The sequence below is a fragment of the Actibacterium sp. XHP0104 genome (assembly GCF_025751515.1).
Classification (GTDB): Bacteria; Pseudomonadota; Alphaproteobacteria; order Rhodobacterales; family Rhodobacteraceae; genus Actibacterium_D.
This window is the reverse complement of record NZ_JAOWLE010000001.1, coordinates 449983-475321: the sequence shown is the minus strand read 5'-3', so window position 1 is coordinate 475321 and position 25339 is coordinate 449983. Positions and strand designations below refer to the sequence as shown.

At 65.6% G+C, this 25339-nt stretch carries 24 protein-coding genes; 10 read left to right on the top strand and 14 right to left on the bottom strand.

The genetic code is table 11. The features are described from left to right. Positions 1–7 precede the first annotated feature (7 nt). Positions 8–1522, top strand: coding sequence for an anthranilate synthase component I (trpE, locus tag OE856_RS02420; protein ID WP_263714453.1), 1515 nt, complete (start codon positions 8–10; stop codon positions 1520–1522). A gap of 96 nt (positions 1523–1618) precedes the next feature. Beyond that, the gene (locus OE856_RS02415) at positions 1619–1960 is read left to right on the top strand and encodes a hypothetical protein (protein ID WP_263714452.1); all 342 of its coding nucleotides are present in this window, start codon (positions 1619–1621) and stop codon (positions 1958–1960) included. A gap of 221 nt (positions 1961–2181) precedes the next feature. On the opposite strand, the gene OE856_RS02410 is transcribed toward OE856_RS02415, so the two are convergent. After that, positions 2182–3606 (bottom strand): divergent polysaccharide deacetylase family protein, encoded by a 1425-nt coding sequence (locus tag OE856_RS02410; RefSeq protein ID WP_263714451.1) that lies wholly within the window; start codon positions 3604–3606, stop codon positions 2182–2184. A 138-nt stretch (positions 3607–3744) separates the two neighbouring features. On the opposite strand from OE856_RS02410, the gene OE856_RS02405 reads away from it, so the two are divergent. From OE856_RS02405 to lexA, 6 genes are all read left to right on the top strand, one after another. Then, positions 3745–4326 carry an anthranilate synthase component II gene (locus tag OE856_RS02405; protein ID WP_263714450.1) on the top strand — a complete coding sequence of 194 codons (582 nt, stop codon included), beginning with the start codon at positions 3745–3747 and terminating at the stop codon, positions 4324–4326. Beyond that, a complete protein-coding gene (trpD, locus tag OE856_RS02400; RefSeq protein ID WP_263714449.1) occupies positions 4323–5348 on the top strand; it encodes an anthranilate phosphoribosyltransferase in 1026 nt (341 codons plus the stop codon). The genes OE856_RS02405 and trpD overlap by 4 nt, the downstream gene beginning before the upstream one ends. Continuing rightward, the gene (trpC, locus tag OE856_RS02395; protein ID WP_263714448.1) at positions 5345–6145 is read left to right on the top strand and encodes an indole-3-glycerol phosphate synthase TrpC; all 801 of its coding nucleotides are present in this window, start codon (positions 5345–5347) and stop codon (positions 6143–6145) included. Before trpD ends, trpC begins: the two co-directional genes overlap by 4 nt. Next, positions 6145–6618, top strand: coding sequence for a cyclic pyranopterin monophosphate synthase MoaC (gene moaC / locus OE856_RS02390; protein ID WP_263714447.1), 474 nt, complete (start codon positions 6145–6147; stop codon positions 6616–6618). Before trpC ends, moaC begins: the two co-directional genes overlap by 1 nt. Next, positions 6615–7787, top strand: coding sequence for a gephyrin-like molybdotransferase Glp (glp, locus tag OE856_RS02385; protein ID WP_263714446.1), 1173 nt, complete (start codon positions 6615–6617; stop codon positions 7785–7787). The genes moaC and glp overlap by 4 nt, the downstream gene beginning before the upstream one ends. 92 nt (positions 7788–7879) lie before the next feature. After that, positions 7880–8569, top strand: a complete 690-nt coding sequence (gene lexA, locus OE856_RS02380) for a transcriptional repressor LexA (RefSeq protein ID WP_263714445.1) — start codon at positions 7880–7882, stop codon at positions 8567–8569. Here the strand turns inward: lexA and OE856_RS02375 are convergent. Continuing rightward, positions 8563–10590: a ComEC/Rec2 family competence protein gene (locus tag OE856_RS02375; protein ID WP_263714444.1), complete on the bottom strand. Its 2028-nt coding sequence runs from the start codon at positions 10588–10590 to the stop codon at positions 8563–8565. The genes lexA and OE856_RS02375 overlap by 7 nt on opposite strands. Positions 10591–10667: 77 nt before the next feature. Here OE856_RS02375 and gltX point away from each other — a divergent pair, with 77 nt between their 5' ends. Next, the gene (gene gltX / locus OE856_RS02370; RefSeq protein WP_263714443.1) at positions 10668–12071 is read left to right on the top strand and encodes a glutamate--tRNA ligase; all 1404 of its coding nucleotides are present in this window, start codon (positions 10668–10670) and stop codon (positions 12069–12071) included. Between the two features lie 67 nt (positions 12072–12138). Beyond that, the gene (gene gltA, locus OE856_RS02365) at positions 12139–13434 is read left to right on the top strand and encodes a citrate synthase (RefSeq protein ID WP_263714442.1); all 1296 of its coding nucleotides are present in this window, start codon (positions 12139–12141) and stop codon (positions 13432–13434) included. A 60-nt stretch (positions 13435–13494) separates the two neighbouring features. Here gltA and OE856_RS02360 read toward each other — a convergent pair whose 3' ends face one another. The 12 genes from OE856_RS02360 to OE856_RS02305 form a co-directional block, all read right to left on the bottom strand. After that, the gene (locus OE856_RS02360; protein WP_263714441.1) at positions 13495–14034 is read right to left on the bottom strand and encodes a cytochrome b; all 540 of its coding nucleotides are present in this window, start codon (positions 14032–14034) and stop codon (positions 13495–13497) included. A 7-nt stretch (positions 14035–14041) separates the two neighbouring features. Further along, complete coding sequence (locus OE856_RS02355) at positions 14042–14608, bottom strand: YceI family protein (RefSeq protein WP_263714440.1); 567 nt, start codon at positions 14606–14608, stop codon at positions 14042–14044. 64 nt (positions 14609–14672) lie between these two features. Beyond that, complete coding sequence (locus OE856_RS02350; RefSeq protein WP_263714439.1) at positions 14673–15449, bottom strand: enoyl-CoA hydratase-related protein; 777 nt, start codon at positions 15447–15449, stop codon at positions 14673–14675. Between the two features lie 72 nt (positions 15450–15521). Further along, positions 15522–15980 carry a cytochrome c-type biogenesis protein CcmH gene (locus OE856_RS02345; RefSeq protein ID WP_263714438.1) on the bottom strand — a complete coding sequence of 153 codons (459 nt, stop codon included), beginning with the start codon at positions 15978–15980 and terminating at the stop codon, positions 15522–15524. 4 nt (positions 15981–15984) lie between these two features. Further along, positions 15985–17958, bottom strand: coding sequence for a heme lyase CcmF/NrfE family subunit (locus OE856_RS02340; protein ID WP_263714437.1), 1974 nt, complete (start codon positions 17956–17958; stop codon positions 15985–15987). Positions 17959–18045: 87 nt separating this feature from the next. Beyond that, positions 18046–18195 carry a hypothetical protein gene (locus OE856_RS02335; RefSeq protein ID WP_263714436.1) on the bottom strand — a complete coding sequence of 50 codons (150 nt, stop codon included), beginning with the start codon at positions 18193–18195 and terminating at the stop codon, positions 18046–18048. Then, positions 18192–18734, bottom strand: a complete 543-nt coding sequence (locus tag OE856_RS02330; protein WP_263714435.1) for a holin family protein — start codon at positions 18732–18734, stop codon at positions 18192–18194. Before OE856_RS02330 ends, OE856_RS02335 begins: the two co-directional genes overlap by 4 nt. Beyond that, the gene (locus OE856_RS02325; protein WP_263714434.1) at positions 18725–19336 is read right to left on the bottom strand and encodes a holin-associated N-acetylmuramidase; all 612 of its coding nucleotides are present in this window, start codon (positions 19334–19336) and stop codon (positions 18725–18727) included. The genes OE856_RS02330 and OE856_RS02325 overlap by 10 nt, the downstream gene beginning before the upstream one ends. An 84-nt stretch (positions 19337–19420) precedes the next feature. After that, the gene (gene ccmE, locus OE856_RS02320) at positions 19421–19867 is read right to left on the bottom strand and encodes a cytochrome c maturation protein CcmE (RefSeq protein WP_263714433.1); all 447 of its coding nucleotides are present in this window, start codon (positions 19865–19867) and stop codon (positions 19421–19423) included. Between the two features lie 11 nt (positions 19868–19878). Continuing rightward, positions 19879–20907 (bottom strand): N-acetyl-gamma-glutamyl-phosphate reductase, encoded by a 1029-nt coding sequence (gene argC, locus OE856_RS02315; protein ID WP_263714432.1) that lies wholly within the window; start codon positions 20905–20907, stop codon positions 19879–19881. A gap of 57 nt (positions 20908–20964) precedes the next feature. After that, the gene (murI, locus tag OE856_RS02310; RefSeq protein WP_263714431.1) at positions 20965–21777 is read right to left on the bottom strand and encodes a glutamate racemase; all 813 of its coding nucleotides are present in this window, start codon (positions 21775–21777) and stop codon (positions 20965–20967) included. Positions 21778–21874: 97 nt separating this feature from the next. After that, positions 21875–25276 carry an indolepyruvate ferredoxin oxidoreductase family protein gene (locus OE856_RS02305; RefSeq protein WP_263714430.1) on the bottom strand — a complete coding sequence of 1134 codons (3402 nt, stop codon included), beginning with the start codon at positions 25274–25276 and terminating at the stop codon, positions 21875–21877. Between the last annotated feature and the right edge of the window lie 63 nt (positions 25277–25339).

Here is a 25339-nt window from a genome sequence, read left to right as displayed (position 1 = left end):
CGACGACATGGCCGCGCTCTTCCCCGATTACGAGGCCTTCGAGGCCGCCTATGACGCTGGCCGCAACCAGGTCGTCTATGCCCGCCTGGCCGCCGATCTGGACACGCCCGTCAGCCTGATGCTGAAGCTCGCCGATGCCCGCAAGGACAGCTTCATGCTGGAATCGGTCACCGGCGGCGAGGTGCGCGGCCGCTATTCGGTCGTCGGCATGAAACCCGATCTGGTCTGGCAGTGCCACGGCACCGAAAGCCGCATCAACCGTCAGGCCCGCATCGACGCCGAGGCCTTTGCCCCCCAGGATGGCGACCCGCTGACCAACCTGCGCGCCCTGATCGCCGAAAGCCGGATCGACCTGCCCGAGGGCCTGCCGCCGATCGCGGCGGGGCTGTTCGGCTATCTGGGCTATGACATGATCCGCCTCGTGGAACATCTGCCCGACGTGAACCCCGACCCGCTGGGCCTGCCCGATGCGGTGCTGATGCGCCCCTCGGTCGTGGCCGTGCTGGACGGCGTCAAGGGCGAGGTCATCGTGGTGTCGCCCGCCTTTACCAATTCGGGCCTGTCGGCGCGCGCCGCCTATGCCCAGGCCGCCGAGCGCGTGATGGATGCCGTGCGAGAGCTGGAGCGCTCTGTCCCCTCGGCCAGCCGCGATCTGGGAGAGGCCGCCCAGGTCGGCGCGCCGGTGTCGAACTTTACCCATCAGGGCTATCTGGACGCGGTCGAGAAGGCCAAGGAATACATCCGCGCGGGCGACATCTTTCAGGTCGTCCCGGCGCAGCGCTGGACGCAGGATTTCAAACTGCCGCCCTTCGCGCTCTATCGCTCGCTGCGGCGCACCAACCCGTCGCCCTTCATGTTCTTCTTCAATTTCGGCGGCTTCCAGGTGATCGGCGCCAGCCCCGAGATCTTGGTGCGGGTCTTTGACAACGAGGTCACGATCCGCCCCATCGCCGGCACCCGCCCGCGCGGCGCCACCCCCGAGGAAGACCGCGCGCTAGAGGCCGACCTGCTGGCTGACAAGAAAGAACTGGCCGAGCACCTGATGCTGCTGGATCTGGGCCGCAACGACGTGGGCCGCGTGGCCAGGATCGGCACCGTGCGCCCGACCGAGGAATTCATCATCGAACGCTACAGCCACGTGATGCATATCGTGTCGAACGTGGTGGGCGAGCTGTCGGACGATCACGACGCCCTGTCGGCCCTCTTGGCCGGCCTGCCCGCAGGCACCGTGTCGGGCGCGCCCAAGGTCCGCGCGATGCAGATCATCGACGAGCTGGAACCCGAAAAGCGCGGCGTCTATGGCGGCGGTGTCGGCTATTTCGCCGCCAATGGCGACATGGACATGTGCATCGCCCTACGCACCGCCGTGCTGAAGGACGAAAAGCTGTATATCCAGGCCGGTGGCGGCGTTGTCTACGACAGCAACCCCGAGTCGGAGTTCCAGGAAACCGTCAACAAATCCAAGGCCATCCGCCGCGCCGCAGAAGACGCCGGCCTGTTCGTGCGCAACGGCAACAGCTAGACGCGCGCCGGGCCGAGAAAGCGCGCTGAGGGCATACCGCTTACCAGAAGTGTCGGGCCTTTGTCACAACGCCGGGCGCGACCGGCGCTTACAGTCATGAGCTGGCAGCGGTTATCCGGCAAGCAGAGAAAGGCCCATCAGCGCAGCAAATCCGATAGTCCAAGCATCAAACAGAAGCATTGGCCAGCGATTCATCACACCGATAGTAAGTGGAGTCAGAAGCCATGGGAGCGGGCCATTCGTCCGCTTTTTAACCCGTCGCCTAGCACCTATACCGCCCCACGCCGACACTGCGCCAAAAAGGATAAAGAGATGGGGGACTACGACGGATACGGCCAAGAGCAACAAGACAGCGAGCATGAAATGAAACTCAACACTCGGTTCATACTCATCATTTCCCTTTCTATAGAATGGCGGGAAGCCGCTCTCGACCTGTAGCGCCAAAATCAGATAGGAAAATCCGCATACGCCGATCAGGAATGGGATGACGTGAATTGTCATTTCTGGAACGCTCTACTTGATACCAAAACTCTACGAACGGACGTTCATCGACTTTGTCGCATTTGTCGAAATGGACACAACCCCGTTGCTTATCGCCGCCCGTCCCAAACAGGATCAGCAACACTTCTGGCATAATACTTGCCCCCAAAGGGCGCCTCTTACTGCTCGCGCAATACCGCCGAGGCGGGTGCCATCTGGATATCGGGGCTCTTGCTCTCCAGCGTCCAGGCGAACAGCGCCTTCACCGTTTCCGACCGTGAATGGCCCAGCATGATCACCTGGCCATCCTGCCCCGCCTTGAAGGCCGCGCGGTCGAGATAGCGGCGGATAACCGGCGCGCTTTCGTCATCGGCATCCAGCGTGCGAAAGATCAGACCGGCGGGCACGTCGGCGCCCTCGGCGATCTGGCGGGCGCTGTTGAGGCCGCGGTCAAAGCTGATCAGCCCGTGGCCGCTGTCGCCCAGGATCTGCACCATCTGGCGCAGCTGCACACGGTCGGACGGCAGGGCGCGGGTCTCGGGCTCCATGATCGCGACGGCATCGGGCACGGCGGCCAGGCTGGCGGCCAGGCTGGTTTCGATATCCTTGGCCGTAGCGCCTTCGGGCAGCGCGGCGGGCATCAGCACCACCTCGAACCCGGCGCGGCGAAATTCGGCGGCGGCCTCGGCCGCGTCGGGGCGGCTGGCGTCGATGGCGAAGGTCACCGGGAAGGTAAAGGTCGACAGGGTGGCGCGGTCAAGACCGGCCGCGCCATCATCGATCAGGATGACCGAGAACAGCGGCTTGCCCTCTTCGCGCAGGAACGGCACCGAATTGCGCGCCATCGCGCCCAGGTCGGCGGGTTCGCCCTGAACCTCGGCGGTGTCGGGCTGCTGGGCGGCGGGGTCGGTCACGGTCGGCAGGCGGCCGGTGGTGACGCCGGACGCGTCGCCATTGATCGGCGGTACGGGTACGCCGATACCGGTGGCCGGGCGCGGCACAACCGGGGTGCTGTCGGCCTTGGGCGCCTCGGGCTCGGGCACGGGCACGGCGGGGCTGGGCAGCACGGGCTCTTCCTCGACCGGGGCGGGCTGTTCGACCGCAGCGGTTTCGGGCTGGGCAATCTGTTCGGGCATGGCGGTCGCCACGGCCGGGCTGGGCGCGGCGGCGGTGTCGCCCTCGCCCGCGGATGCATCGGGTGCCGATTGCGGCGGTACGGGCGGCGTGGCCACCACGGCGGGCGCGGGCGCGGTCTCGCCTGGCAACTGCGCCGGGCCATCGGCGGGCGGGCGCACGAATTCAGAGCCGGGGGATACGATGATATTGCCGGTCTGCGGCGCGGGGCCGGCCTGCTCAGCCGGGGCCGACGGCGCGGCCTCGGGCGCGGCGGGGGTGGCATCGGGCTGCGGCGCCGGTGTCAGTGGCGCGGGCGTTTCGGCAACCTGCTCTGCGGGTTTCTCGACGGGCGTTTCCACCGGCTGTTCAACCGGGGCCGCAACCTGCTGGGGCGCAACCCGAACCACTGGCCCGGCCAGCGACAAAACCGTCAGCCCGGCCGCGGTTGCGACCGACCCCCAGATAAGACCTTTCACCACGCTCGACATGCGATCATTTGCCTCCGACTGCCCCGGCCTTTCAGACCTGTTGGCCGCTCTTGCCCTTGACCCCGGCTTGCGGCTCTGAACATGTATAGCCCGACCACGCGCCGGGTTCACCCCCATTTCACACGAAGGCCGCCGAAGATGCTACTTCTGATCGATAACTATGACAGTTTTACCTACAACCTGGTGCATTACCTGGGCGAGCTGGGGTCGGACGTCAAAGTGGTGCGCAATGACGCGATGGATGTGCAACAGGCGATGGCACTGAAACCCGAGGCGATCTTGCTGTCGCCCGGCCCCTGTGATCCCGCCCAGGCGGGCATTTGCCTGGCGCTGACCGCCGCCGCGGCCGAGACCCGCACCCCCCTGCTGGGCGTATGCCTGGGCCACCAGACCATCGGCGAGGCCTTTGGCGGCAAGGTCGTGCGCGCGCCGCAGATCGTGCATGGCAAGATGGGCACGATGCATCACGACGGCACCGGCGTTTTTGCCGGCCTGCCCTCGCCCTTTGACGCCACCCGCTATCACTCGCTGATCGTCGAGCGCGAAACCCTGCCCGATTGCCTGGAAGTCAACGCCTGGCTGGATGACGGGCTGATCATGGGCCTGCGCCACAAGACGCTGCCCATTCACGGCGTGCAGTTCCACCCGGAATCAATTGCCTCGGAACATGGCCACGCCCTGCTCAAGAATTTCCTCGACCTGGTAAAGGTGCCCGCATGAGCGATGCCCTCAAACCCCTGATCGCCGCCGCCGCCGACCGGCCCCTGACCCGCGCCGAGGCAGCAGCCGCCTTTGAGATCCTGTTCGACGGCTCCGCGACGCCCAGCCAGATCGGCGGGTTCCTGATGGCGCTGCGCACCCGTGGCGAAACCGTGGATGAAATCACCGGCGCCGCCCAGGCGATGCGCGCCAAATGCAACCCCGTCAAAGCCCCCGCCGGCGCGATCGACATCGTCGGCACCGGCGGCTCGGGGAAAAAGACGCTGAACATCTCTACCGCCACGGCCTTTACCGTCGCCGCCTGCGGCGTGCCGGTGGCCAAGCACGGCAACAAGGCGGCCTCGTCCCTGTCGGGCGCGGCGGATGCCTTGGGCCAGATGGGCGTCAACGTCATGGTCGACGCGCAGGTCGTGGAACGCGCCCTGGCCGAGATCGGCATCGCCTTCATGATGGCGCCGATGCATCACCCCGCCATCCGCCACGTGATGCCGACGCGGCTTGAACTGGGCACCCGCACCGTCTTCAACATCCTTGGCCCGCTGACCAACCCCGCCGGGGTCAAGCGCCAGCTGACCGGCGCATTCTCGCGCGCGATGATCCGCCCGATGGCCGAAACCCTGCTGGCGCTGGGGTCGGAAAAGGCCTGGCTGGTGCATGGCTCGGACGGCACGGATGAGCTGACCATCACCGGCACCAGCTGGATCGCCGCCGTCGAGAACGGCACGGTCACCGACCGCGAGCTGCACCCCGAAGAGGCCGGCCTGCCCGTCCATCCCTTCGAGGCGATCACCGGCGGCACCCCGCAGGAAAACGGCGCGGCCCTGCGCGCGGTCCTGTCGGGCGAAACCGGCGCCTATCGCGACGCGGTGCTGCTGAATGCCGCCGCCGCGCTGCTGATCGCGGGCAAGGTCACCGACCTGCGCGATGGTGTCGCAATGGCCGCGCAGGCGCTGGACAGCGGCGCCGCATTGGACAAGATCAAGGGCCTTGCCCGCATCACCTCGGAGGCCGCCACCGCATGAGCACCATCCTCGACAAGATCAAGGCCTACAAGCTGGAAGAGGTCGCCGCCGACAAGGCCGCAAAACCGCTCTCTGCCGTCGAGGCCGAGGCCCGCGCCGCCAGCCCCGTCCGCGGCTTTGCCGAGGCGCTGAAACGCGCGACGGCCAGCGGATACGGCCTGATTGCCGAGGTGAAAAAGGCCAGCCCGTCGAAGGGCCTGATCCGCGCCGATTTCAACCCGCCCCTGCTGGCCCAGGCCTATGAGCAGGGCGGCGCGAGTTGCCTGTCGGTGCTGACCGACACGCCCAGCTTTCAGGGCGCCAAGGAATTTCTGGTGCAAGCGCGCGAGGCAACCACCCTGCCCGCGCTGCGCAAGGATTTCATGTATGACACCTACCAGGTGGCCGAGGCCCGCGCGCTGGGGGCAGATTGCATCCTGATCATCATGGCATCCGTGTCCGACGCCCAGGCGGCCGAGCTGGAAGACGCGGCCTTTGGCTGGGGCATGGATGTGCTGATCGAAGTGCATGACGGCGCCGAACTGGACCGCGCGCTAGAGCTGAAATCGCCGCTGGTGGGCATCAACAACCGCAACCTCAAGACGTTTGAGACCACGCTGGATACCACGCGGGAACTGGCACAGCGCATCCCCGGCGACCGGATGGTGATCTCGGAAAGCGGCCTTTTCACCCCCGCCGATCTGGCCGACATGGCCGAATACGGCGCGCGCTGTTTCCTGATCGGCGAAAGCCTGATGCGCCAGAACGACGTGGCCGCCGCCACCCGCGACCTGCTGGCCAACCCGGTGCCCGCCTGATGGCCGATCTGACCCATTTCGACGGCGAAGGCCGCGCCCATATGGTCGATGTGTCGGGCAAAGAGGTCACATCGCGCATCGCCGTGGCCGAAGGCGTGGTGCGCATGTCGGCCGAGACGCTGGCCCTTGTCACATCCGGCACCGCCAAGAAAGGCGATGTTCTGGGCGTCGCGCGCCTGGCCGGGATCATGGGCGCGAAACAGACCGCCAGCCTGATCCCGCTGTGCCATCCGCTGCCGATCACCAAGGTCGCGATCGAACTGACCCCGGACGAAACCCTGCCCGGCGTGCGGATCGAGGCCACGGTGAAAACCACCGGCCAGACCGGCGTCGAGATGGAGGCCCTGACCGCCGTCAACGTCGCCGCTCTGACGATCTATGACATGCTCAAGGCTGCCCAGAAAGACATGGAAATCACCGACATCCGCCTGCGCCTCAAGGACGGCGGCAAATCGGGCCGGTACGAGGCATGATCTCCGTCAACGACGCCCTGACGCGCATCTTTGATCTGGTCACACCGACCGGCGTTGAAACCGTGCCGCTGGCCCAGGCCGCAGGCCGCGTATTGGCCGAACCCGTCACCGCCCGCCGCGATCAGCCGCCGTTTGCCGCCTCGGCCATGGATGGCTATGCGCTGAACTCGGTCGAGGCCGAGGTGGATGCGCAGCTTATGGTCATCGGCACCTCGGCCGCGGGTCACGGCTTTGACGGCAAGATCGGCCCCGGCCAGACAGTGCGCATCTTTACCGGCGCACCGATGCCGCAAGGCGCCGACCGCGTGATCCTTCAGGAAGACGTCACCGTCTCGGGCAGCATCATCACGCTGAACCATGGGCTGGATGTCGGCCCGCATGTGCGCCCCGCCGGCGCCGATTTCCGCGTGGGCGATCAGCTCAAGGCTCCGCGCCTGCTGACCCCCGCCGACCTGGCCCTGCTGGCCTCGATGAACATCGCAGATGTGCCGGTGCGCCGCCGCCCCGTCGTGGCGATCATCGCCACCGGCGACGAGCTGGTCATGCCGGGCGAGGAACCCGGCCCCGCTCAGATCATCGCCTCGAACGGCTTTGGCCTAAAGGCGCTGGTGGAACAGGCCGGGGCCGAGGCTCGCCTGCTGCCCATCGCCCGCGACACCGAGGCCGCGCTGCGCGCCGTGTTCAAGCTGGCCGAGGGCGCGGACATGATCCTGACTATCGGCGGCGCGTCGGTGGGCGATCATGACATCGTGGCCCCGGTCGCGGCCGAGCTAGGCATGGAACAGGCGTTCTACAAGGTCGCGATGCGCCCCGGCAAACCGCTGATGGCGGGGCAGATGGGTGGCGCAGTGATGGTTGGCCTGCCAGGTAATCCCGTTTCCTCAATGGTTTGCGGGCATATCTTCGTGCTGCCAGCGATCCGCGCCATGCTGGGCCTGCATGCCCGGCCCGCCCCGCGCGCCCAGGCGACCCTGGCCGCCGATCTGCGCGAGAACGGCCCGCGCGAACATTACATGCGCGCCCGGCTCTGCGATGGCCGGGTCACGCCCTTCGACAGCCAGGACAGCGCCTTGCTGACCATCCTGTCCGAGGCCAATGCGCTGATCGTCCGCCCCCCCAATGACGGCCCCCGCCGCACCGGCGACGTGGTGGATTACCTGCCGATCTGATCGCGACGGTTGACACAAAACAGGAACATGATAAGAACAAGGGCGAACGATGCCCCTGTTTTGTTCCGGGGCCACCTATGCAGGAGGCGTTGATGCTTACCCGTAAGCAACTGGAATTGCTGGAGTTCATTCATAGACGGCTGCAAAAGGACGGCGTGCCGCCCTCGTTCGACGAAATGAAAGAGGCGCTGGATCTGCGCTCGAAATCGGGCATCCACCGGCTGATCACGGCGCTGGAAGAGCGCGGCTTTATCCGCCGCCTGGCCCACCGCGCCCGTGCGATCGAGATCGTCAAGCTGCCCGACGCGCTTGAGAAAAAGGGTATGACCCTGCGCGTGATCGAAGGCGACGCGCCCCCGCCGCCGCCGCCCTCGGCCATGCCGGTCGACGCGGTGCATGCGCTGGAGCTGCCCGTGATGGGCCGTATCGCCGCCGGTGTCCCGATCGAGGCGATTTCCGAGGTCTCGCACACGGTTGCCGTGCCGGGCAGCATGCTGTCGGGCAAGGGCCGGCACTATGCGCTTGAGGTCAAGGGCGACTCGATGATCGAGGCCGGTATCAATGACGGCGACGTCGTGGTGATCCGCGAACAGGGCACCGCCGACAATGGCGATATCGTCGTCGCGCTGGTCGAAGGCTATGAGGCGACGCTGAAACGGTTTCGCCGCCGGGGCGACATGATCGCGCTTGAGGCCGCGAATGCCGCCTATGAAGACCGTGTTCTGCCCGCCGACCAGGTCAAGGTGCAGGGCCGGCTTGTGGGGCTGATCCGCAGCTATTGAACCCAGGGCCGGCGGCCCTCGCGCTGCCGCGCCGTGACAATCCGGGGGCCATCGGCGCCCGGATAGACTGCCACCGCGCCGCTGGCCGCCATCTGGCGCGGCCCCCAGAACTGACAGCCCTCGGGCAACGGTTGTTCGGGCGTCGCGCGGGCGACGACCACACCTAACGCGCAGGCCTGGGCCACCTGGTCGCGCCAGCCCCTCCCGCCCAGATGCACGAATATTTGCCCCGCAACCGTGGTGTGCCAGGGCTGCTCCGGCGCGTATCGCGTGAATGCCGCCTCTTGCCCCGCCGCATCGCCGTCATTTTCCAACCAGACACCGGCGACAAACCCGTCGCCACGCGGCTTGCTGAGCGCCCGGCCCTCAGACGTCATCACCCCCATCAGCCCGCCGCTTTCCGCGATCAGCAAGGCCGGGCGCTCGGCGAGGGGCCAAAGCGCGGCGGCCACCAGAACCGGTGCCAGACCTGACCAACGCGCCCACCCGCGCCACAGGATAAGCCAAAGCGCCCCCAGCGCCATCAGCGGCAGAACCCAGCCCCCCGGCGCCACAACCGGCCAGGTCGCGCCGTCCAGCCCCGCAACCCAGCGCGCCACGCCCAGGATCCAGCCGATGCCCCAGCCCATCGCCGTCAGCGCCACCCCCGACAGGCCAAGCGGCGCCACCAGCCCGGCGATCAGCGCCAGCGGGATGACCCACAGTCCCATCAAGGGCACGCTGACCACGTTGGCCAGCAGCCCGTATTGCGCCACCTGGTTAAAATGCGCGGCCCCGATCGGCCCCGTCGCCGCCCCGGCCACGGCCGAGGACAGCACCACCGCCAGAACGGGCCGCATCCAGCGGGGCGGCTGCCAGCGCCCCTCGGGCCAGCCGCGCAGGGCACCGAACACTGCCACCAGCGCGGTGGTCGCGGCAAAGGACATCTGAAAACCGGGCTCGGTCAGGCTTTCGGGTTGCAGGCACAGAACGATCACCGCCGCCAGCGCCACCGCCCGCAGCGTCAGCGCGCGGCGGTCGGCCAGCACGGCGCCCAGCATCACCGCCACCATGATGAACGCGCGTTGTGTCGCCACGTTGCCCCCCGACAGCGCCAGGTAGACCACCGCCGCCGCCAGCGCACCGATGGCCGCGATCTTGCGCGTTGGCCAGTGCAGCGCCAGCGGCGGAACCAACGCCATCAGCATCCGAAGCCCGGAAAAGACCACCCCCGTCAACAGCCCCATATGCAGGCCCGAGATCGCCAACAGATGCGCCATGTTGGCGTCGCGCAGCGCCTGCACGGTGTCTTGAGTGATGGCCGACCGGTCGCCGGTCAGGATCGCCGCGGCAAACGCACCCTTATCGCCCGGCAGGCGCGCCCGGATCGCCTTTGACAGCCCCAGCCGCGCCCGGTGCAGCGCGACGATCACGCCGCCTTCGGCCCGGTCCAGCAAAACCGGCGGCACCCGCGCATAACCCACCGCCCCCAGGCGGTCGAAATAGGCCATGCGGCGAAAGCTGAAGCCGCCCGGCTCTGCCGGGCCGGGGGGCGGCGACAGCATCGCGGTCAGGCCGATCACCTGCCCCGGCGCCGGGTCGAACCCCGCCGGCGGCGCGTGCAGCGACACCCGGATGCGCGCCGGGGTCTTTGCGGGGGCAACGCGCCCGATCCAGACCCGGTCAAGCGTCAGCCGCAGCGCGTGGGATTGCGACCGGTCGATCGCGACGATCCGCCCCTCGACCGGGCCATGGATACGGTAAGGCAGCACCGGCGCGCCCACCTGCGCCGTGCGCAACCCCGCCAACCCCAGCCCCGCCAGCATCAACACCAGCATCAGCACCGGCGGCGCCCAGCTATCGGGCACCCGCAGCCAGATCAGCATCCCGACCGCCAAGGCACAGGCCAGCACGGCCCATGCCGCCCCGCCCGGTTCGGAGGGCAAAGCGAAATAGGCCCCGATCCCCAGCGCAAGCCCAACCGGAACCCACGGGAAAAGGTGCCCTCTCTGCGCCTCGATGGCCTCTAGCGCGCGGGCCATGCTTGTTCTCTCCCGCCCGATTGATTACTCAGGCCCCAACGCTATTCCGCAATTGGTTTCCAGAAGGTTAACGCCCCATGTCCGACACGCCGGTCGTCACCCGCTTCGCCCCCTCGCCCACCGGCTATCTGCATATCGGCGGGGCGCGCACGGCGCTGTTCAACTGGCTGTTCGCGCGCGGGCGTGGCGGCAAGTTCCTGCTGCGGATCGAGGACACCGACCGCGCCCGGTCTACCCCCGAGGCGACCGAGGCGATCCTGAAGGGCCTGACCTGGCTGGGCCTTGACTGGGACGGCGAACCGATCAGCCAGTTCGCCCGCGCCGACCGCCATGCCGAGGTGGCGCATCAGCTGCTGGCCGAGGGCAAGGCCTATAAATGTTTCGCGACCCAAGAGGAAATCCAGGCCTTTCGCGACGCCGCCCAGGCCGAGAAACGCTCGACCCTTTATCGCAGCCCCTGGCGCGACGCCGACCCGGCCACCCATCCCGACGCGCCCTATGTGATCCGCATCAAGGCCCCGCAAGACGGCGAGACCGTGATCCGCGACCAGGTGCAGGGCAATGTCACGATCCGAAACGATCAGCTGGACGACATGATCCTGTTACGTTCGGATGGCACCCCGGTCTACATGCTGGCAGTCGTTGTAGATGACCATGACATGGGCGTGACCCACGCCATCCGTGGCGATGACCACCTGAACAATGCCGCGCGCCAGCAGCTGGTCTATGACGCGATGGGCTGGGACGTGCCGGTCTGGGCGCATATCCCGCTGATCCACGGCCCCGACGGCAAGAAACTGTCGAAACGCCACGGCGCGCTGGGGGTCGATGAATACCAGGCCATGGGCTATCCGGCCGCCGCGATGCGCAACTACCTGGCCCGCCTGGGCTGGAGCCATGGCGACGATGAATTCTTTACCGATGCCCAGGCCCGCGAATGGTTCGGGCTGGATGGAATCGGCAAATCACCTGCGCGTTTCGATTTCAAGAAACTGGAAAACCTGTCGGGCCAGCACATCGCCGCCGCAGAGGATTCTCTGCTGATGACCGAATTGCAGGCTTTCCTGCCCTCTGCCGGGCTGAACCCGCTGACAGAGCGTCAAAAAGAAGATTTGACCAAGGCGCTGCCGCTGGTCAAACAGGGCAGTCGATCTTTCTTTCAACTTATTGAAAAAGCGCACTTTATTCTGGCTTCGCGACCCTTTGAACCGGATGAAAAGTCCGCCAAGGCGCTGGATAATGTATCCCGTGGTATACTGAACGAATTGACGCATGAATTGCAAAATGCTAGCTGGTCGCGTGAGGCGCTGGAAGAGACGGTTGCTGGGTTTGCCGAAGCTCGGGGAGTAAAGCTGGGAAAACTCGCTCAACCCTTGCGCGCCGCCTTGGCGGGACGCACAGTATCGCCAAGCGTATTCGATATGATGCTGCTCATCGGCCGGGAGGAGACTTTGGCCCGGATCGCCGATGTAAAGCCATAAGCGGGCCCCCCCGCAAAGCTGCTAGTCACCGACCGGCGCGCTGCCGGTCTCTCAGAGAGGGACGAGAATGCCTGAAAGCACCAAGACCGCCACGCTGACCATCGGCGATAAAACGCTTGAGCTGCCGATGTACACCCCCACCGCGGGGCCTGACGTGATCGACATCAGCAAACTGTATGGTCAAGGCGGTGTGTTTACCCACGACCCGGGCTTTACCTCGACTTCGTCCTGTGAATCGACCATCACCTTCATCGACGGTGAAAAAGGCGAGCTGCTGCACCGCGGCTATCCGATCGACCAACTGGCCGAAAAGTCGCACTACCTGGAAGTCTGCTACCTGCTGCTTTACGGGGAACTGCCGTCCGCCGCGCAACTCGAAGATTTCGAAAGCCGTATCACCCGCCACACCATGGTGCACGAGCAGATCCACAAGTTCTTCTCGGGCTTCCGCCGCGACGCGCACCCGATGGCCGTCATGGTCGGCGTGGTCGGCGCGATGTCGGCCTTCTATCACGACTCGACCGATATTTCGGACCCCTGGCAGCGCGAGGTCGCCACGATCCGCCTGATCGCCAAGATGCCGACCATCGCCGCGATGGCCTATAAATACACCGTCGGTCAGCCCTTCGTGTATCCGCGCAACGATCTGGATTACGCCTCGAACTTCCTCAGCATGTGCTTCGCCGTGCCCTGCGAGGAATACAAGGTCGACCCGATCCTCAGCCGCGCCATGGATCGCATCTTTACCCTGCATGCCGACCACGAGCAGAACGCCTCGACCTCGACCGTTCGCCTGGCCTCGTCCTCGGGTGCCAACCCGTTCGCGTCGATCGCCGCCGGCATCGCCTGCCTGTGGGGTCCGGCCCATGGCGGCGCCAACCAGGCCTGCCTGGAAATGCTGCGCACCATCGGCAGTGTTGATCGCATTCCCGAGTTCATCGCCCGCGCCAAGGACAAGAACGATCCGTTCCGCCTGATGGGCTTTGGCCACCGCGTGTACAAGAACTTTGACCCGCGCGCCAAGGTGATGAAACAGTCGGCCGACGAAGTGCTGGACCTGCTGGGCGTCGAGAACAACCCGACCCTGCAAGTCGCCAAGGAGCTGGAGCGCCAGGCGCTGGAAGATCCGTATTTCGCCGAGAAGAAGCTGTTCCCGAACGTCGACTTCTATTCGGGCATCATCCTCGAGGCCATGGGCTTCCCGACCTCGATGTTCACCCCGATCTTTGCGCTGTCGCGCACCGTCGGCTGGGTCAGCCAGTGGAAAGAGATGATCTCGGAGCCGGGCCTGAAAATCGGCCGTCCGCGTCAGCTTTATACCGGTCACGCCATGCGCGATTACACCGAAATCGAGACCCGCTGATCCGCATCCCGGATCGCAACAGGATCAGGCCACCCCGCGGGGTGGCCTTTTTCATGCGCCTCAGCCGCCGATGATCCGGCGCAGGCTGCGGTCGCGTTTGATGAAATGCCGGTAAAGCGCCCCGGCCACATGCAACGCAAGCAACCCGATCAACAGGCGTGTCAGCCCCCAGTGCAGCGCGAACAGACCCTTTTCCCAGGCCTCTGACACCGGGGCCAGCGGCGGCAGGGTCACGCCCCCGAACACGACCACATCCAGACCGCTTGCCCCGCTGGCCGCCCAGCCGGTCAGGGGCACCAGCCCCATCAGCAGATACAGCCCCCGATGCACCCCCGCCGCCAGCGCAAGCTGCCACTCAGGCGTGCCCTCGGCGATGGGCGCAGGTGGCGGCGTCAGTCGATGCCAGCCCAGCCGCAGCACGAACAGCGCCAGCAAGGCGATGCCAGCGCTTTTATGCAGGCCGAACAGCCACAGGTTGGAGAGGTTGACCTTCATGTCGGCAATCACCGTGCCCAGGATCAGCGCCCCGATGATGCCCGCCGCCATCAGCCAGTGGATCGTGCGGCTGACCCAGCCAAACCCGTCGGCCCTGTTGCGCACGCCCATCTCAGCGGGCCCGCTCGATACGGGCCAGAACCTCGAATTCCACGCGGTCGCCGGCCATGTCGCTCCAACCGGTCGCGCCGAATTCGGACCGGCTGACCGCGCCTTTCAGCAACACGCTGAGCCGACTGAGATCGCCCGGCTGGGTATCGCGCTGGCGGTAGAGCTGGGCGGTAAAGGTAACCGGGCGGCTGATGCCACGGATGGTCAGCTCGCCCTCGACCACGGCGCCCTGCCCTTCGGGGCGGATGCGGGTGCTGCGAAAGGTGATATCGGGGTAATCGGCCACGCGCAGGATCTTGGGGCCCTTCATCGCCTGGGTGGCAAAGGCAAACCCGGCCTGCGCCTGCGTCGCATCCAGAGCCACATCGATCGTCGAATTGGCAACCTGGTCAAAATCGATCTGCAGATCGGCCTGGCGCACCGACATTGACCCGCGCACCGGGTCATCGCCCAGAAACCAGGTGAAGACGACCAGCGACCGCGGCGCGTCCAGCACATACTGCCGGGGCGCGGCCCATGCGGACAGGCCGTACCAAGTCAGCAAGATCGCAAGTGTCAACGCGCGCATCGGCGGCCTCCTTTCACCCAGTATAGGGCGAAAGCGGCGCGGCGCGTGTCATTTTGACGTGAGACTAGCGGCCCTCGAACTGCGCGGCGCGCTTTTCCAGAAAGGCCAGAACACCCTCTTTGAAATCGCGGGTCGCGCCGCAATGGCCCTGCAGGCGCGCCTCGAGCGCAAGCTGTTGTTCCAGATCGTTTTGTCCGCTGGCGCGCAGGGCCTCTTTGACCTTGGAATAGGCCACGGTTGGCCCCTGCGCCAGCTTGGCCGCGCGCGCGCGCCAATGGGCGTCAAAGGCGTCAGGCGCGACGGCCTCCCAGATCATGCCCCATTCGACCGCCTGATGGGCGCTGACGGGCTCGGCGAATAGCGCGGCCCCCATGGCGCGGGCAAAGCCCACCTGGCGCGGCAGCCAATAGGTGCCACCGGCATCGGGGATCAGGCCAATGCGGGTAAAGGCCTGGGTGAAACTGGCGGCCTCGGAGGCGATGACCACATCCGCCGCCAGCGCCAGGTTGGCCCCTGCCCCCGCCGCCGCGCCGTTGACGGCGGCGATGGTGGGCACCGGGCAATCCATGATCCGGCGCAGCATGGGTTCGTATTCGTCGCGCAGGGTGCGTTCCATGTTCAGCGTCGCGGCATTGCCGCCATCGCCCAGATCCTGACCCGCGCAAAAGGCCCGCCCGGCCCCGGTGATCACCACCACCCGCGCCTCGTCGCCCGCGACACGCATCGCATGGGCAATCTCGGCGCGCATCTGGGTGTTCAGCGCATTCATCTTGTCGGGGCGGTTCAGCGTCAGAACCGCGACACCGTCGGTCAGCGCATAGGTGATTGCCTCATAATCCATGACGGTGTCTCCTTGGGTGATCCTGCGGGCAGAATAGGCGGGCGGCGCTGCGTCAGAAAGCGCAACGCCGGGTCACTCGCCCATGATTTCCTTCAGCCGCGCGGCCTCGTCATCCGACAGGGCCTGGGGCGCGCTATCATCGGCCCGGCGACGGCCGCGCAGATAGACGAACCCGATCCCCAGCGCGATGATCAGCATCGCCGGCCCCGCGATCCACAGCACCAGGTTGGCCCCCGAGGCGGTGGGTTTGAGCAGCACATATTCGCCGTAGCGATCGACCACGAAATCAACGACCTGATCGTTGCTGTCACCGGCCACAAGCCGTTCGCGCACCAGAAGGCGCAGATCGCGCGCCAGTTCGGCGTTTGAATCGTCGATGCTCTCATTCCGGCAGACCAGACAGCGCAGATCTTTCGAAATCTCGCGCGCCCGCGACTCCATCGCCGGGTCGGGCAGGATTTCATCGGGCAGAACCGCCTGCGCCATCGGCGCGGTCAGGATCAGGCACAGGGTTAGGATCAGGCGTTTCATCGCGTCACTCCGCAGGCACGGCATCGGGGGCCGATTTGCGCGCCCCGGCCGCCACGCGGTAGCGGCGGTCCGACAGGCTGAGCAAGCCGCCCAGGGCCATGATGATGGTACCGGCCCAGATCCAGTTGGCCAGCGGCTTGATATAGGTGCGTACGGCCCAGCCGCCGCCATCCTGCGGATCGCCGATCACCACGTAGATATCGCGCCAGAACCCGTTGTGAATCGCCGCCTCGGTCGTCGGCATCTTGGCCACGGGATAGGTGCGTTTTTCCGGGTGCAGGGTGTAAAGCGCATTCTCACCCTTCCAGATGGTCATGGTGCCGGTGGTCGAGAAATAGTTCGGCCCCTGCACGCGGTTGACCTCATCCAGGCTGATGCCCCAGGCGCCGACCTCGAACCGCTCGCCCAGTTGGGTGACGCGGATGTCTTCTTCTTCCCAGGCGGTCAGCCCGGCAATGCCCATCATGGTGATGCCCAGCCCCGAATGGGCCACGGCCTTGCCCCAGTCGGCCCGCGGCAGGCGCCAGATGCGCCCCAGACGCGCCCCAAAGGCGCCGCGCCCCGAGCGGGTGAACAGATCGACCGCCGCCCCGGTCACCAGCCAGGTGCCAAGGAACATGCCCACCGGCCCAAGCGCCGAACGCCCGGTCTGCATCGCCCAGACCAGCGCCCCGACCGCCAGCGCCAGCATCAGCGCCGGGGCCAGCTGTTTCACGGCACGGCCCAGCCGCGCGCGCTTCCACGGAATGATCGCCCCGATCGGCAGGACCAGCGCCAGCATGACCATGAAGGGCGTGAACGCCATGTCAAAGAACGGCGCGCCAACCGACAGCTTGCGGCCAAAGGCCATCTCGGCCACCAGCGGCCAGATCGTGCCGACAAAAACCACAAGCGCCGCAACCGCCAGCAGGATGTTGTTCAGCACCAGCGCGCTTTCGCGGCTGACCATGCCGAACACACCCTTGGCCTGCATCGCGCCGGCCCGTGCGGCAAACAGCGTCAGCGCCCCGCCCGTGAACAGCGCCAGAATGCCCAGGATGAACACCCCGCGCGTGGGGTCGGATGCAAAGGCATGCACGCTGGTGATCACGCCCGAGCGCACGATGAACGTGCCGATCAGCGAGAAGCTGAACGCCATGATCGCCAGCAGGATCGTCCAGCTTTTCAGCGACTCGCGCTTTTCCACGACGATGGCCGAATGCAGCAGCGCCGCCGCCAAAAGCCAGGGCATGAACGACGCGTTTTCAACTGGATCCCAGAACCAGAAACCGCCCCAGCCCAGCTCGTAATAGGCCCACCACGACCCCAGCCCGATGCCGATCGACAGAAACAGCCAGCTGAGCAGCGTCCAGGGCCGCACCCAGCGCCCCCAGGCGGCATCAATCCGCCCCTCGATCAGCGCAGCAACAGCGAAGGAAAAACAAAGACTTAGACCAACATAGCCCAGGTAGAGGAACGGCGGGTGAAAGGCCAATCCGGGGTCTTGCAGCAGCGGGTTCAGATCCTTGCCGTCAAAAGGCGGCACCGCCAGGCGGGTGAACGGGTTCGAGGTGAAGAGGATGAACGCGAAAAACGCGACACCCACCGCCGCCTGCACCCCCAGAACGCGCGCGCGCAGGCTAGGCGGCAGGTTGCCGCCGAACCACGCGGCCATCGCCCCGAACAGCGCCAGGATCAGCACCCACAACAGCATCGAGCCCTCGTGGTTCCCCCACACGCCCGACACCTTGTAGAGCATCGGTTTCGCGGTATGCGAGTTCGCCACCACGATTTGCAACGAGAAATCCGAGGTTACGAACGCATAGGTCAGCGCCGCGAAACTGGCCGCAGTCAGAACGAATTGCGCGCTGGCGGCGGGCTCGGCCACGGCCATCCAGCCCGGCCAGCCCTTATGGGCACCGATCAAGGGGATCACCATCTGCACAATGGCAGTGGCAAAGGCGAGGATAAGGGCAAAGTGGCCAAGCTCTACAATCATGGCGCGGATACTATGGCGAACCCGCGCCAAGGCCAACGGTCAAATCACCGGTTTCGAATGCGACGCGGTGACGCTTGCGTGAAGTGGCTAAAGCGCCAGCAGCACCAGCATCGCCCCCGCCGCCAGCACCGCCAGCGACAGCGCATCGCGCTGTTTACGCCGCTGGGCGATATCGAACAGCGTGACCGCGCTAAGGCCCGACACCAGCGCCGCCATGGCCGGAATCATCGCCATCATGCGCCCGCCCTCCAATCCTCAAGCGCCGGGTTGGGGCCGGTCTGGGGCGCGGGCAGATCGTTTTCGGCCTGCCAGTCGAACTGGCGCAGGGTTCGCAGGTTGCCCGTCATCACCGGCACCCGGGCCATGGTTTCCATGACTGATCGCTGAAATTCCTGCCCCTTGGCCTGATGACGCGCGCCGAAATAGAAGCTGATGATCGCGCCCAGCAGCCACCAAAGCGGCTCGGGCACCAGCGCGATGCCCTGCATTCGCGCGGCAAACCAGATCGGGTCGAACATGGCCGAGACGAACAGCCCCAGCGTGCCCAGCGCCAGCATCGGGCGCGGCAGGCGGTTCAGCGCGTCGATCAGCCGGTCAAAGAGGCCCGGCCGCATCTGCGCGAACTCGGCCGCGAACTGTTTCAGCACCGCCTGCTGCACCTCGGCCGCCCGCATGTCCGAGGCCTCGGCATTCACGCGAAACACCTCGGCCGTCTCGCGCACCATGTTGCCGCCGGGGCCGAACAACAGCCCCATCACCTGTGTGATCAACCCCATGACGCCACCCGTTCCGCATGTTGGGCCGCCGACAAATGATAGCGCGGCGCGATGAATTCCTCGGCCCGGGTGATCCAGCCGCCCTTGCCGCCATCGCGGCGCTTTGCGTATTTGCGGCTGGCCGGGCGCTGGTCGCCGAGGGCATAGTAATAATTTCGCCGGGCGATCCCATAGGCGTCAACAAGATGACCCGGCGCGGCCTCGGCGGCCGAATGGGCGGCGGCGGCGGTGCGCGGGCCGATCACCCCATCCACCACCAGCCCCTGCCCCATGTCATTGAGCAGCCGTTGCAGCACCCGCACCGCATTGGCACCCGCATTGACATACATGTCGAAAACCGGCGGTTGCAGCATCTCGGGCAGAGCATCGAGACCGGGACGGTGAAAGTAGTGCTGCACGAATATCTCGGCTGCCTTGTCGCGGGTCAGCCGGCGCAGGTCATGCGTATCAACGCGCCCATTACCGGTGATATCCAGCCCCAGACGGCGCAGGGTGGCCAGCGTCACCCCGTATTTCGTCGGCCCGCCCGGATCATCCGGGTCATTCACATAACCGCCTTCGCGGGCGACGATCTGTTTGGCGATGTCTTGAACCGATACCATAAGCAAACCCCCGTGACTGTTGGATCACGGGGGATACTGCTGGGCATTTTGTTAAAATTGTCGGGGCCGAGCGTGCGCAGGCGGTCAGCTATCGCCGGGCTCTTGGTAGATGCCCTGCTCTTTCAGCGCGTCGACGACCTCTTTCGGCATATAGGTCTCGTCATGCTTGGCCAGGATCTCGTTGGCGACGAACACCCCGTCGACCAGCTTGCCGGTGCCGATCATGCCCTGGTTTTCGCCAAACAGGTCGGGCAGAACGCCGGTATAGGTCACCGGCACCGAAGCACCGCCATCGGTCACCGAAAAGCGCACGGTCTCGCCCTGGCCGCGGATCAGGCTGCCCTCTTCGACCAACCCGCCGATGCGAAAGGTCTCGCTGGGCGCGGGCGGCTCTTCGACGACTTGCGTGGGCGAGCGGAAAAAGTTGATCCCATCGCGCATGGCATAACCGATCAGCCCGGTGCTGATCGCCAGGGCCACGAAGGCCACGATGATGATCTGAATTCGCCGCTGTTTCTTCAGCCCGCGCATGCGCCCACTCCTTACGGGAAGACCGGGGCCAGCATCAGCCCCGCGGTTTCATCCTCGCCCAGCATCAGGTTGGCGTTCTGCATCGCCTGGCCCGACGAGCCCTTGTTCAGGTTGTCCAGCGTCGACACGATGATCGCGCGCCCCGACACCCGGTCGCCAACCACGCCAATATGGCAGAAATTCGAGCCCTGAACATGCGACATTCCGGGCAGCTCGCCAAAGGGCAGCGTCACGATGAACGGCTCATCCGCATAACGCGCGGCCAGCGCGGCATGGATAGCCTGCGCGTCGCCCTGCACATAGCAGGTCGCCAGAATGCCCCGGTTGGCCGGTACCAGATGCGGGGTAAAGATGATTTCCACCTTGCGGCCCGCCAGCAGGCTGAATTCCTGGTCGAACTCGCCCAGATGCCGGTGCTTGCCGCCTGCCGAATAGCCCAGCACATCCTGCGAGCGCTCGGCATAAAGCATGTTTTCCTTCAGGCTGCGGCCCGCGCCGGAAATGCCGTTCTTCAGATCGCAGACGATCTGATCAAGGTCGATCAACCCGGCCTCGATCACCGGGCGCAGCGCAAACTGCACCGTCGCCGCGTTACAGCCCGTGCCCGCAACCAGCCGCGCCTTACGGATGTCGTCGCGATAAAACTCGGACAGGCCATAGACGGCCTCGGGCTGGATCTCGGGCGCGTCATGCGGGCGGCCATACCATTTCTCGTAATCCGCCGGGTCGCGCAGCCGGAAATCGGCGCCCATATCGACGACCTTGACGGTCTTGGGCAGGTCCTTGACGATGGCCTGGCTCAGCCCGTGCGGCAGCGCGCAGAACACCAGATCGACGCCCGCGAAATCGATATCCTCGATCGTCGCCAGTTTCGGCAATTTCATATGACGCAGATGCGGGAACACATCACCCATCTCCATCCCGGCCTTTCGGTCAGCCGACAGCGCGACGATTTCCATCGACGGATGGGTGGCGATCAGCCTGACAAGTTCGGCCCCGGTATAGCCCGAAGCGCCAAGAACGGCGATTTTATGGGTCATGTCATGCCCTTTGCGGTGGTTTAACTGGGATTTAGGCCATCACGGCCCCGCCTGCAATCAGGCGGCCTGAAATTCGATGCGTCGCTTCAGGAACTGCGTGGCCTTGTTCGACACTTTCTTGGGGTCGCCCGTGGTCAGGAACATCGAGTCCGTGCCACTGCCCAGCATGTCGGGGTGGCGCTCCAGATAGTCGGCCAGGCTTTCGGCCACCAGATTGGCCTGCGAGAACACCTTGACCCCGTCCCCCAGCGCATCCTGAAAGATATGCTGCATCAGCGGGTAATGGGTGCAGCCCAGAATGGCGGCATCCGGGTGCGGCATGCGGCGCAGCAGCGCCTCGACATGGCTGCGCACCATGGCTTCGGCCAGAATTTCGTCGCCCTGCTCGATCGCGTCGACCACGCCGCCACAGGGCTGTGCCTCGACATCGACGCCCACGGCCCGAAACGCCAGTTCACGCTGAAACGCGCGACTGGCCACGGTCGCGGGCGTGGCGAACAGCGCCACATGTTTCGCGGCAACCTCGCGCGGAGGGCTGTTGTCGCCCCAGTGGCGTTCGGTCAGGGCCTCGATCAGCGGCACGAACACGCCCAGCACCCGCTTGTCCTTGGGCACCCAGCTTTCCTGCATCCGCTTCAGCGCGGCGGCCGAGGCGGTGTTACAGGCCAGAATCACCAGATCACAGCCCGCCTCCCACAGCCGTTCAACGGCCGCCGTGGTCAGGTTGTACACGTCATCGGCATCCCGCACCCCGTAAGGCGCATGGGCGTTATCCCCGAAATAGACAAATGGCACGTCCGGCAGCCGCTTGGACACGGCATCCAGAACGGTCAGCCCGCCCAAACCAGAATCGAATACACCAACTGCCATAGCCTGCCTCCTGCCCCCGGTGGCCATTCTTGCGCCAGCCGGGCGGTAAGGCAAACCTTTACGGTGCTTTAGGGCGGAAATCCATAAGCCATCTGCGCTATTCGGCGGCCTTGCGTATCTCGGGGCCACCGGCGGCGATCACCGCCAACAGTTCCTCGCGCCGTTTCGCGGCCTTGTCGGCATTCGCCTCTTTGACCGGCCCAAAGCCCCGGATCGACAGCGGCAGCTCGGCCAGCGCCAGCGCCGCCTCGCGCGCCCCCGCTGGCGCCAGCAGCACCCGTTCGATGTCGCGCTCATACTGCTTGATCAGGCCGCGTTCCATCTTGCGCTCGGCGCTATAGCCGAACACATCCAGCGGCGTGCCGCGCAGCCGCTTGAGCCGCGCCAGCCCCCGAAAGAGCCGCAGCACCCAAGGCCCGAACTCGCGCTTTTGCGGCCGGCCATCGGCGCCGGTTTTCGACCAGATCGGCGGCGCCAGGTGAAAGGTCATCTCGAAATCGCCGCCGAATTCCTCTTGCGCCTTGGCATGGGTTTCCAGATGCAGCCGCGCGACCTCGTATTCATCCTTATAAGCCAAGAGCTTGTGATAGCCCTTGGCGATCGCCTCGCGCAGTTCCTCGTCCTCGGCCCGCTCGACCAGGCGTAGGTATTTGCGCGCCAGCCCCCGGCCCTGATAGGCGGTCAGGTGATCGGCGCGGATGCTGATGCGTTCGTCCAGGCTAAGCGGCGCCTCTTGCCCCGGCCCGTCGATCAGGCGCGCGGCCTCGGTCGGGTGAGCGATCGCCCAGCGGCCGATTTCAAACGCGCGCTTGTTGCGCTCGGCGGCGGCGCCGTTCAGCTCAATCGCGCGGATCAGCGCGTCATGGCCCAGCGGCACCAGACCCCGCTGCCAGGCCGCGCCCAGCACCATCATGTTGGAATAGATCGTGTCGCCCATCAGCACGCGCGACAGTTCGGACGCGTCGAACAGGCTTAACCCGTCCTTCAGCCGCGCCTCGAGCGCCAGGTGCATCCGGCCCGTCGGCAGGCGGAACTCGGGGTCGCGGGTAAAGGCGCCGGTGATGATTTCGTGGCTGTTGACCACCGCGCCGGTGCGCCCCGTGGTCATCAGCCCCAGCGATTTCGCCCCGGCGCTGACCACCAGGTCGCCGCCAATCACCGCGTCGGCCTCGCCCGTGGCGACGCGAATGGCGCTGATATCGGCGGGGTCATTGGCGATGCGGCAATGGATCAGAACCGCGCCGCCCTTTTGCGCCAGCCCGGCCATCTCCATCATGCCTACGCCCTTGCCATCCAGATGCGCGGCCATGGCCAGAATGGCCCCCACGGTCACAACGCCCGTGCCACCTACGCCGGTGGCGACGATGTTCCAGGTGCCGTCGATGGCCGGCAACACCGGATCGGGCAGATGAGGAAGGTCGATCTCGGCGCTGGCCTCTTTGCGGATCTCGGCGCCCTTGAGCGTGACAAAGGACGGGCAGAACCCGTTCACGCAGGAAAAATCCTTGTTGCAGCTCGACTGGTCGATCGCGCGTTTGCGGCCCAGTTCGGTCTCGACCGGAATGATCGACACGCAGTTCGACTGCACCCCGCAATCGCCGCAGCCCTCACAGACATCGGTGTTGATGAACACCCGTTTGTCGATATCGGGGAAGGTGCCGCGCTTGCGCCGGCGGCGTTTCTCGGCGGCGCAGGTCTGGATGTAAATAATAGCCGATACACCTTTGATCTTTTTACACTTTTCCTGAACACTCATCAGCTGATCGCGCTCATGCCAGGACAGGCCCTGCGGAAACATCTTGCGCTCGGGCTCTTCCTTGGGGTCGTAGACGACGAACACGTCCTTGAGGCCCATCGCCAGCAATTCCCGCGCGATGCGGTCGGCGCTGAGATCGCCCTCGTTTTCCTGACCGCCGGTCATGGCGACGGCATCGTTGAACAGGATCTTGTAGGTGATGTTGGTGCCCGCGGCATGGGCCGCCCGGATCGCCATCAGGCCCGAGTGGTTATAGGTGCCATCGCCCAGGTTCTGGAACACGTGATCGGTGTTCGAGAACACTCCCTCGCCGATCCAGTTCGCCCCCTCGCCCCCCATATGGGTATAGCCCGAGGTCTCGCGATCCATCCACAGCGCCATGATGTGACAGCCGATACCGGCATAGGCGCGCGAGCCCTGCGGCAGCTTGGTCGAGGTGTTATGCGGGCAGCCCGAACAGAAATACGGAATCCGCGCCGCCACTTCCTCGGCGTTCTCGGCCTTCTCGGCGGCCTCTAGCCGCTGCATCGCGGCCTTGACCGCCTCGGTGCCGCGGCCCTCTTGAATCAGGATATCGCCCAACTTGCGCGCGATCATCACCGGGTTCAGCGCGAAACGGGTCGGGAACAGGTCGTTGCCCTCGCCGTCTTTCCAGCCATAGACACGCCGGCCCTGCCGGTCGTCAAAGATGGCCTCTTTGACCTGAACCTCGATCAGCTTGCGCTTTTCCTCGACCACGATGATCAGATCCAGACCCTCGGCCCAGTCGTGAAAGCTGGTCATGTCCAGCGGCCAGGTCTGCCCGACCTTGTAGGTGGTCAGGCCCAGGCGCTCGGCCTCGGCCGCGTCGATGCCCATCAGCGCCAGCGCATGGGTCAGATCGAGCCAGTTCTTTCCGGCAGCCACAAGGCCGATCTTGGCGCCCGAACGCCCCCAGACACGTTTGTCGATTTTATTAGCTCTTGCAAAGGCTTCTGCGGCGAACCTCTTGTAATCATGCAGCCGCGCCTCTTGCGGAATCCAGTGATCCCCCAGCCGGATGTTCAGCCCGTCGGCGGGCAGTTTGAGATCGGGAATGACAAAGGGCGTGTCCGGCACGCGGGCATTGACGACCGATGTCACCTCGATCGTGTCTTTCATCACCTTCAGCCCGGCCCAGACCCCGGCATAGCGCGACAGGGCAAAGCCATAGAGCCCGTAATCGAGGATCTCTTGCACCCCCGCCGGCGACAGCACCGGCATGTAGACATCGACCAGCGCCCAGTCGGACTGATGGCATGTGGTCGAGCTTTCGCCGGTATGGTCATCCCCCATCGCCATCAGCACGCCGCCATATTGCGAGGTGCCGGCCATGTTGGCATGGCGCATCACGTCGCCGGTGCGGTCGACGCCCGGCCCCTTGCCATACCACAGGCCGAATACGCCATCGAACTTGCCCTCGCCGCGCAGCTCGGCCTGCTGGGTGCCCCAGATCGCGGTGGCGGCCAGATCCTCGTTCATGCCGGGCTGAAAGATGATGTCATTGGCCTCGAGATCAGAGCGGGCCTTGGTCATCTGGATATCGACAGCCCCCAGCGGCGAGCCGCGATAGCCCGACACATAGCCCGCCGTGTTCAGCCCCGCCGCGCGGTCGCGGGCCTTTTGCATCAGCATCAATCGCACCAAGGCCTGAGTGCCGTTCAGCAGCACCCGATCCTTATCCAGATCGTACTTGTCGTGTAGTGTGACGTCCTGCCTGCTCATCGCGCATCTCCCCATGCCAATGTGACTTTGTCCCATAATAGGTCAAAAAACCTGACCTACAAA

What these genes read in the sequence shown, in the direction of transcription:
- trpE (WP_263714453.1), top strand. Translation starts at nt 8, where the DNA reads ATGGCCGCGCTCTTCCCCGATTACGAGGCCTTCGAGGCCGCCTATGAC.
- OE856_RS02415 (WP_263714452.1), top strand. Translation starts at nt 1,619, where the DNA reads ATGAGCTGGCAGCGGTTATCCGGCAAGCAGAGAAAGGCCCATCAGCGC.
- OE856_RS02410 (WP_263714451.1), bottom strand. Translation starts at nt 3,606, where the DNA reads ATGTCGAGCGTGGTGAAAGGTCTTATCTGGGGGTCGGTCGCAACCGCG.
- OE856_RS02405 (WP_263714450.1), top strand. Translation starts at nt 3,745, where the DNA reads ATGCTACTTCTGATCGATAACTATGACAGTTTTACCTACAACCTGGTG.
- trpD (WP_263714449.1), top strand. Translation starts at nt 4,323, where the DNA reads ATGAGCGATGCCCTCAAACCCCTGATCGCCGCCGCCGCCGACCGGCCC.
- trpC (WP_263714448.1), top strand. Translation starts at nt 5,345, where the DNA reads ATGAGCACCATCCTCGACAAGATCAAGGCCTACAAGCTGGAAGAGGTC.
- moaC (WP_263714447.1), top strand. Translation starts at nt 6,145, where the DNA reads ATGGCCGATCTGACCCATTTCGACGGCGAAGGCCGCGCCCATATGGTC.
- glp (WP_263714446.1), top strand. Translation starts at nt 6,615, where the DNA reads ATGATCTCCGTCAACGACGCCCTGACGCGCATCTTTGATCTGGTCACA.
- lexA (WP_263714445.1), top strand. Translation starts at nt 7,880, where the DNA reads ATGCTTACCCGTAAGCAACTGGAATTGCTGGAGTTCATTCATAGACGG.
- OE856_RS02375 (WP_263714444.1), bottom strand. Translation starts at nt 10,590, where the DNA reads ATGGCCCGCGCGCTAGAGGCCATCGAGGCGCAGAGAGGGCACCTTTTC.
- gltX (WP_263714443.1), top strand. Translation starts at nt 10,668, where the DNA reads ATGTCCGACACGCCGGTCGTCACCCGCTTCGCCCCCTCGCCCACCGGC.
- gltA (WP_263714442.1), top strand. Translation starts at nt 12,139, where the DNA reads ATGCCTGAAAGCACCAAGACCGCCACGCTGACCATCGGCGATAAAACG.
- OE856_RS02355 (WP_263714440.1), bottom strand. Translation starts at nt 14,608, where the DNA reads ATGCGCGCGTTGACACTTGCGATCTTGCTGACTTGGTACGGCCTGTCC.
- OE856_RS02350 (WP_263714439.1), bottom strand. Translation starts at nt 15,449, where the DNA reads ATGGATTATGAGGCAATCACCTATGCGCTGACCGACGGTGTCGCGGTT.
- OE856_RS02345 (WP_263714438.1), bottom strand. Translation starts at nt 15,980, where the DNA reads ATGAAACGCCTGATCCTAACCCTGTGCCTGATCCTGACCGCGCCGATG.
- OE856_RS02340 (WP_263714437.1), bottom strand. Translation starts at nt 17,958, where the DNA reads ATGATTGTAGAGCTTGGCCACTTTGCCCTTATCCTCGCCTTTGCCACT.
- OE856_RS02335 (WP_263714436.1), bottom strand. Translation starts at nt 18,195, where the DNA reads ATGATGGCGATGATTCCGGCCATGGCGGCGCTGGTGTCGGGCCTTAGC.
- OE856_RS02330 (WP_263714435.1), bottom strand. Translation starts at nt 18,734, where the DNA reads ATGGGGTTGATCACACAGGTGATGGGGCTGTTGTTCGGCCCCGGCGGC.
- OE856_RS02325 (WP_263714434.1), bottom strand. Translation starts at nt 19,336, where the DNA reads ATGGTATCGGTTCAAGACATCGCCAAACAGATCGTCGCCCGCGAAGGC.
- ccmE (WP_263714433.1), bottom strand. Translation starts at nt 19,867, where the DNA reads ATGCGCGGGCTGAAGAAACAGCGGCGAATTCAGATCATCATCGTGGCC.
- argC (WP_263714432.1), bottom strand. Translation starts at nt 20,907, where the DNA reads ATGACCCATAAAATCGCCGTTCTTGGCGCTTCGGGCTATACCGGGGCC.
- murI (WP_263714431.1), bottom strand. Translation starts at nt 21,777, where the DNA reads ATGGCAGTTGGTGTATTCGATTCTGGTTTGGGCGGGCTGACCGTTCTG.
- OE856_RS02305 (WP_263714430.1), bottom strand. Translation starts at nt 25,276, where the DNA reads ATGAGCAGGCAGGACGTCACACTACACGACAAGTACGATCTGGATAAG.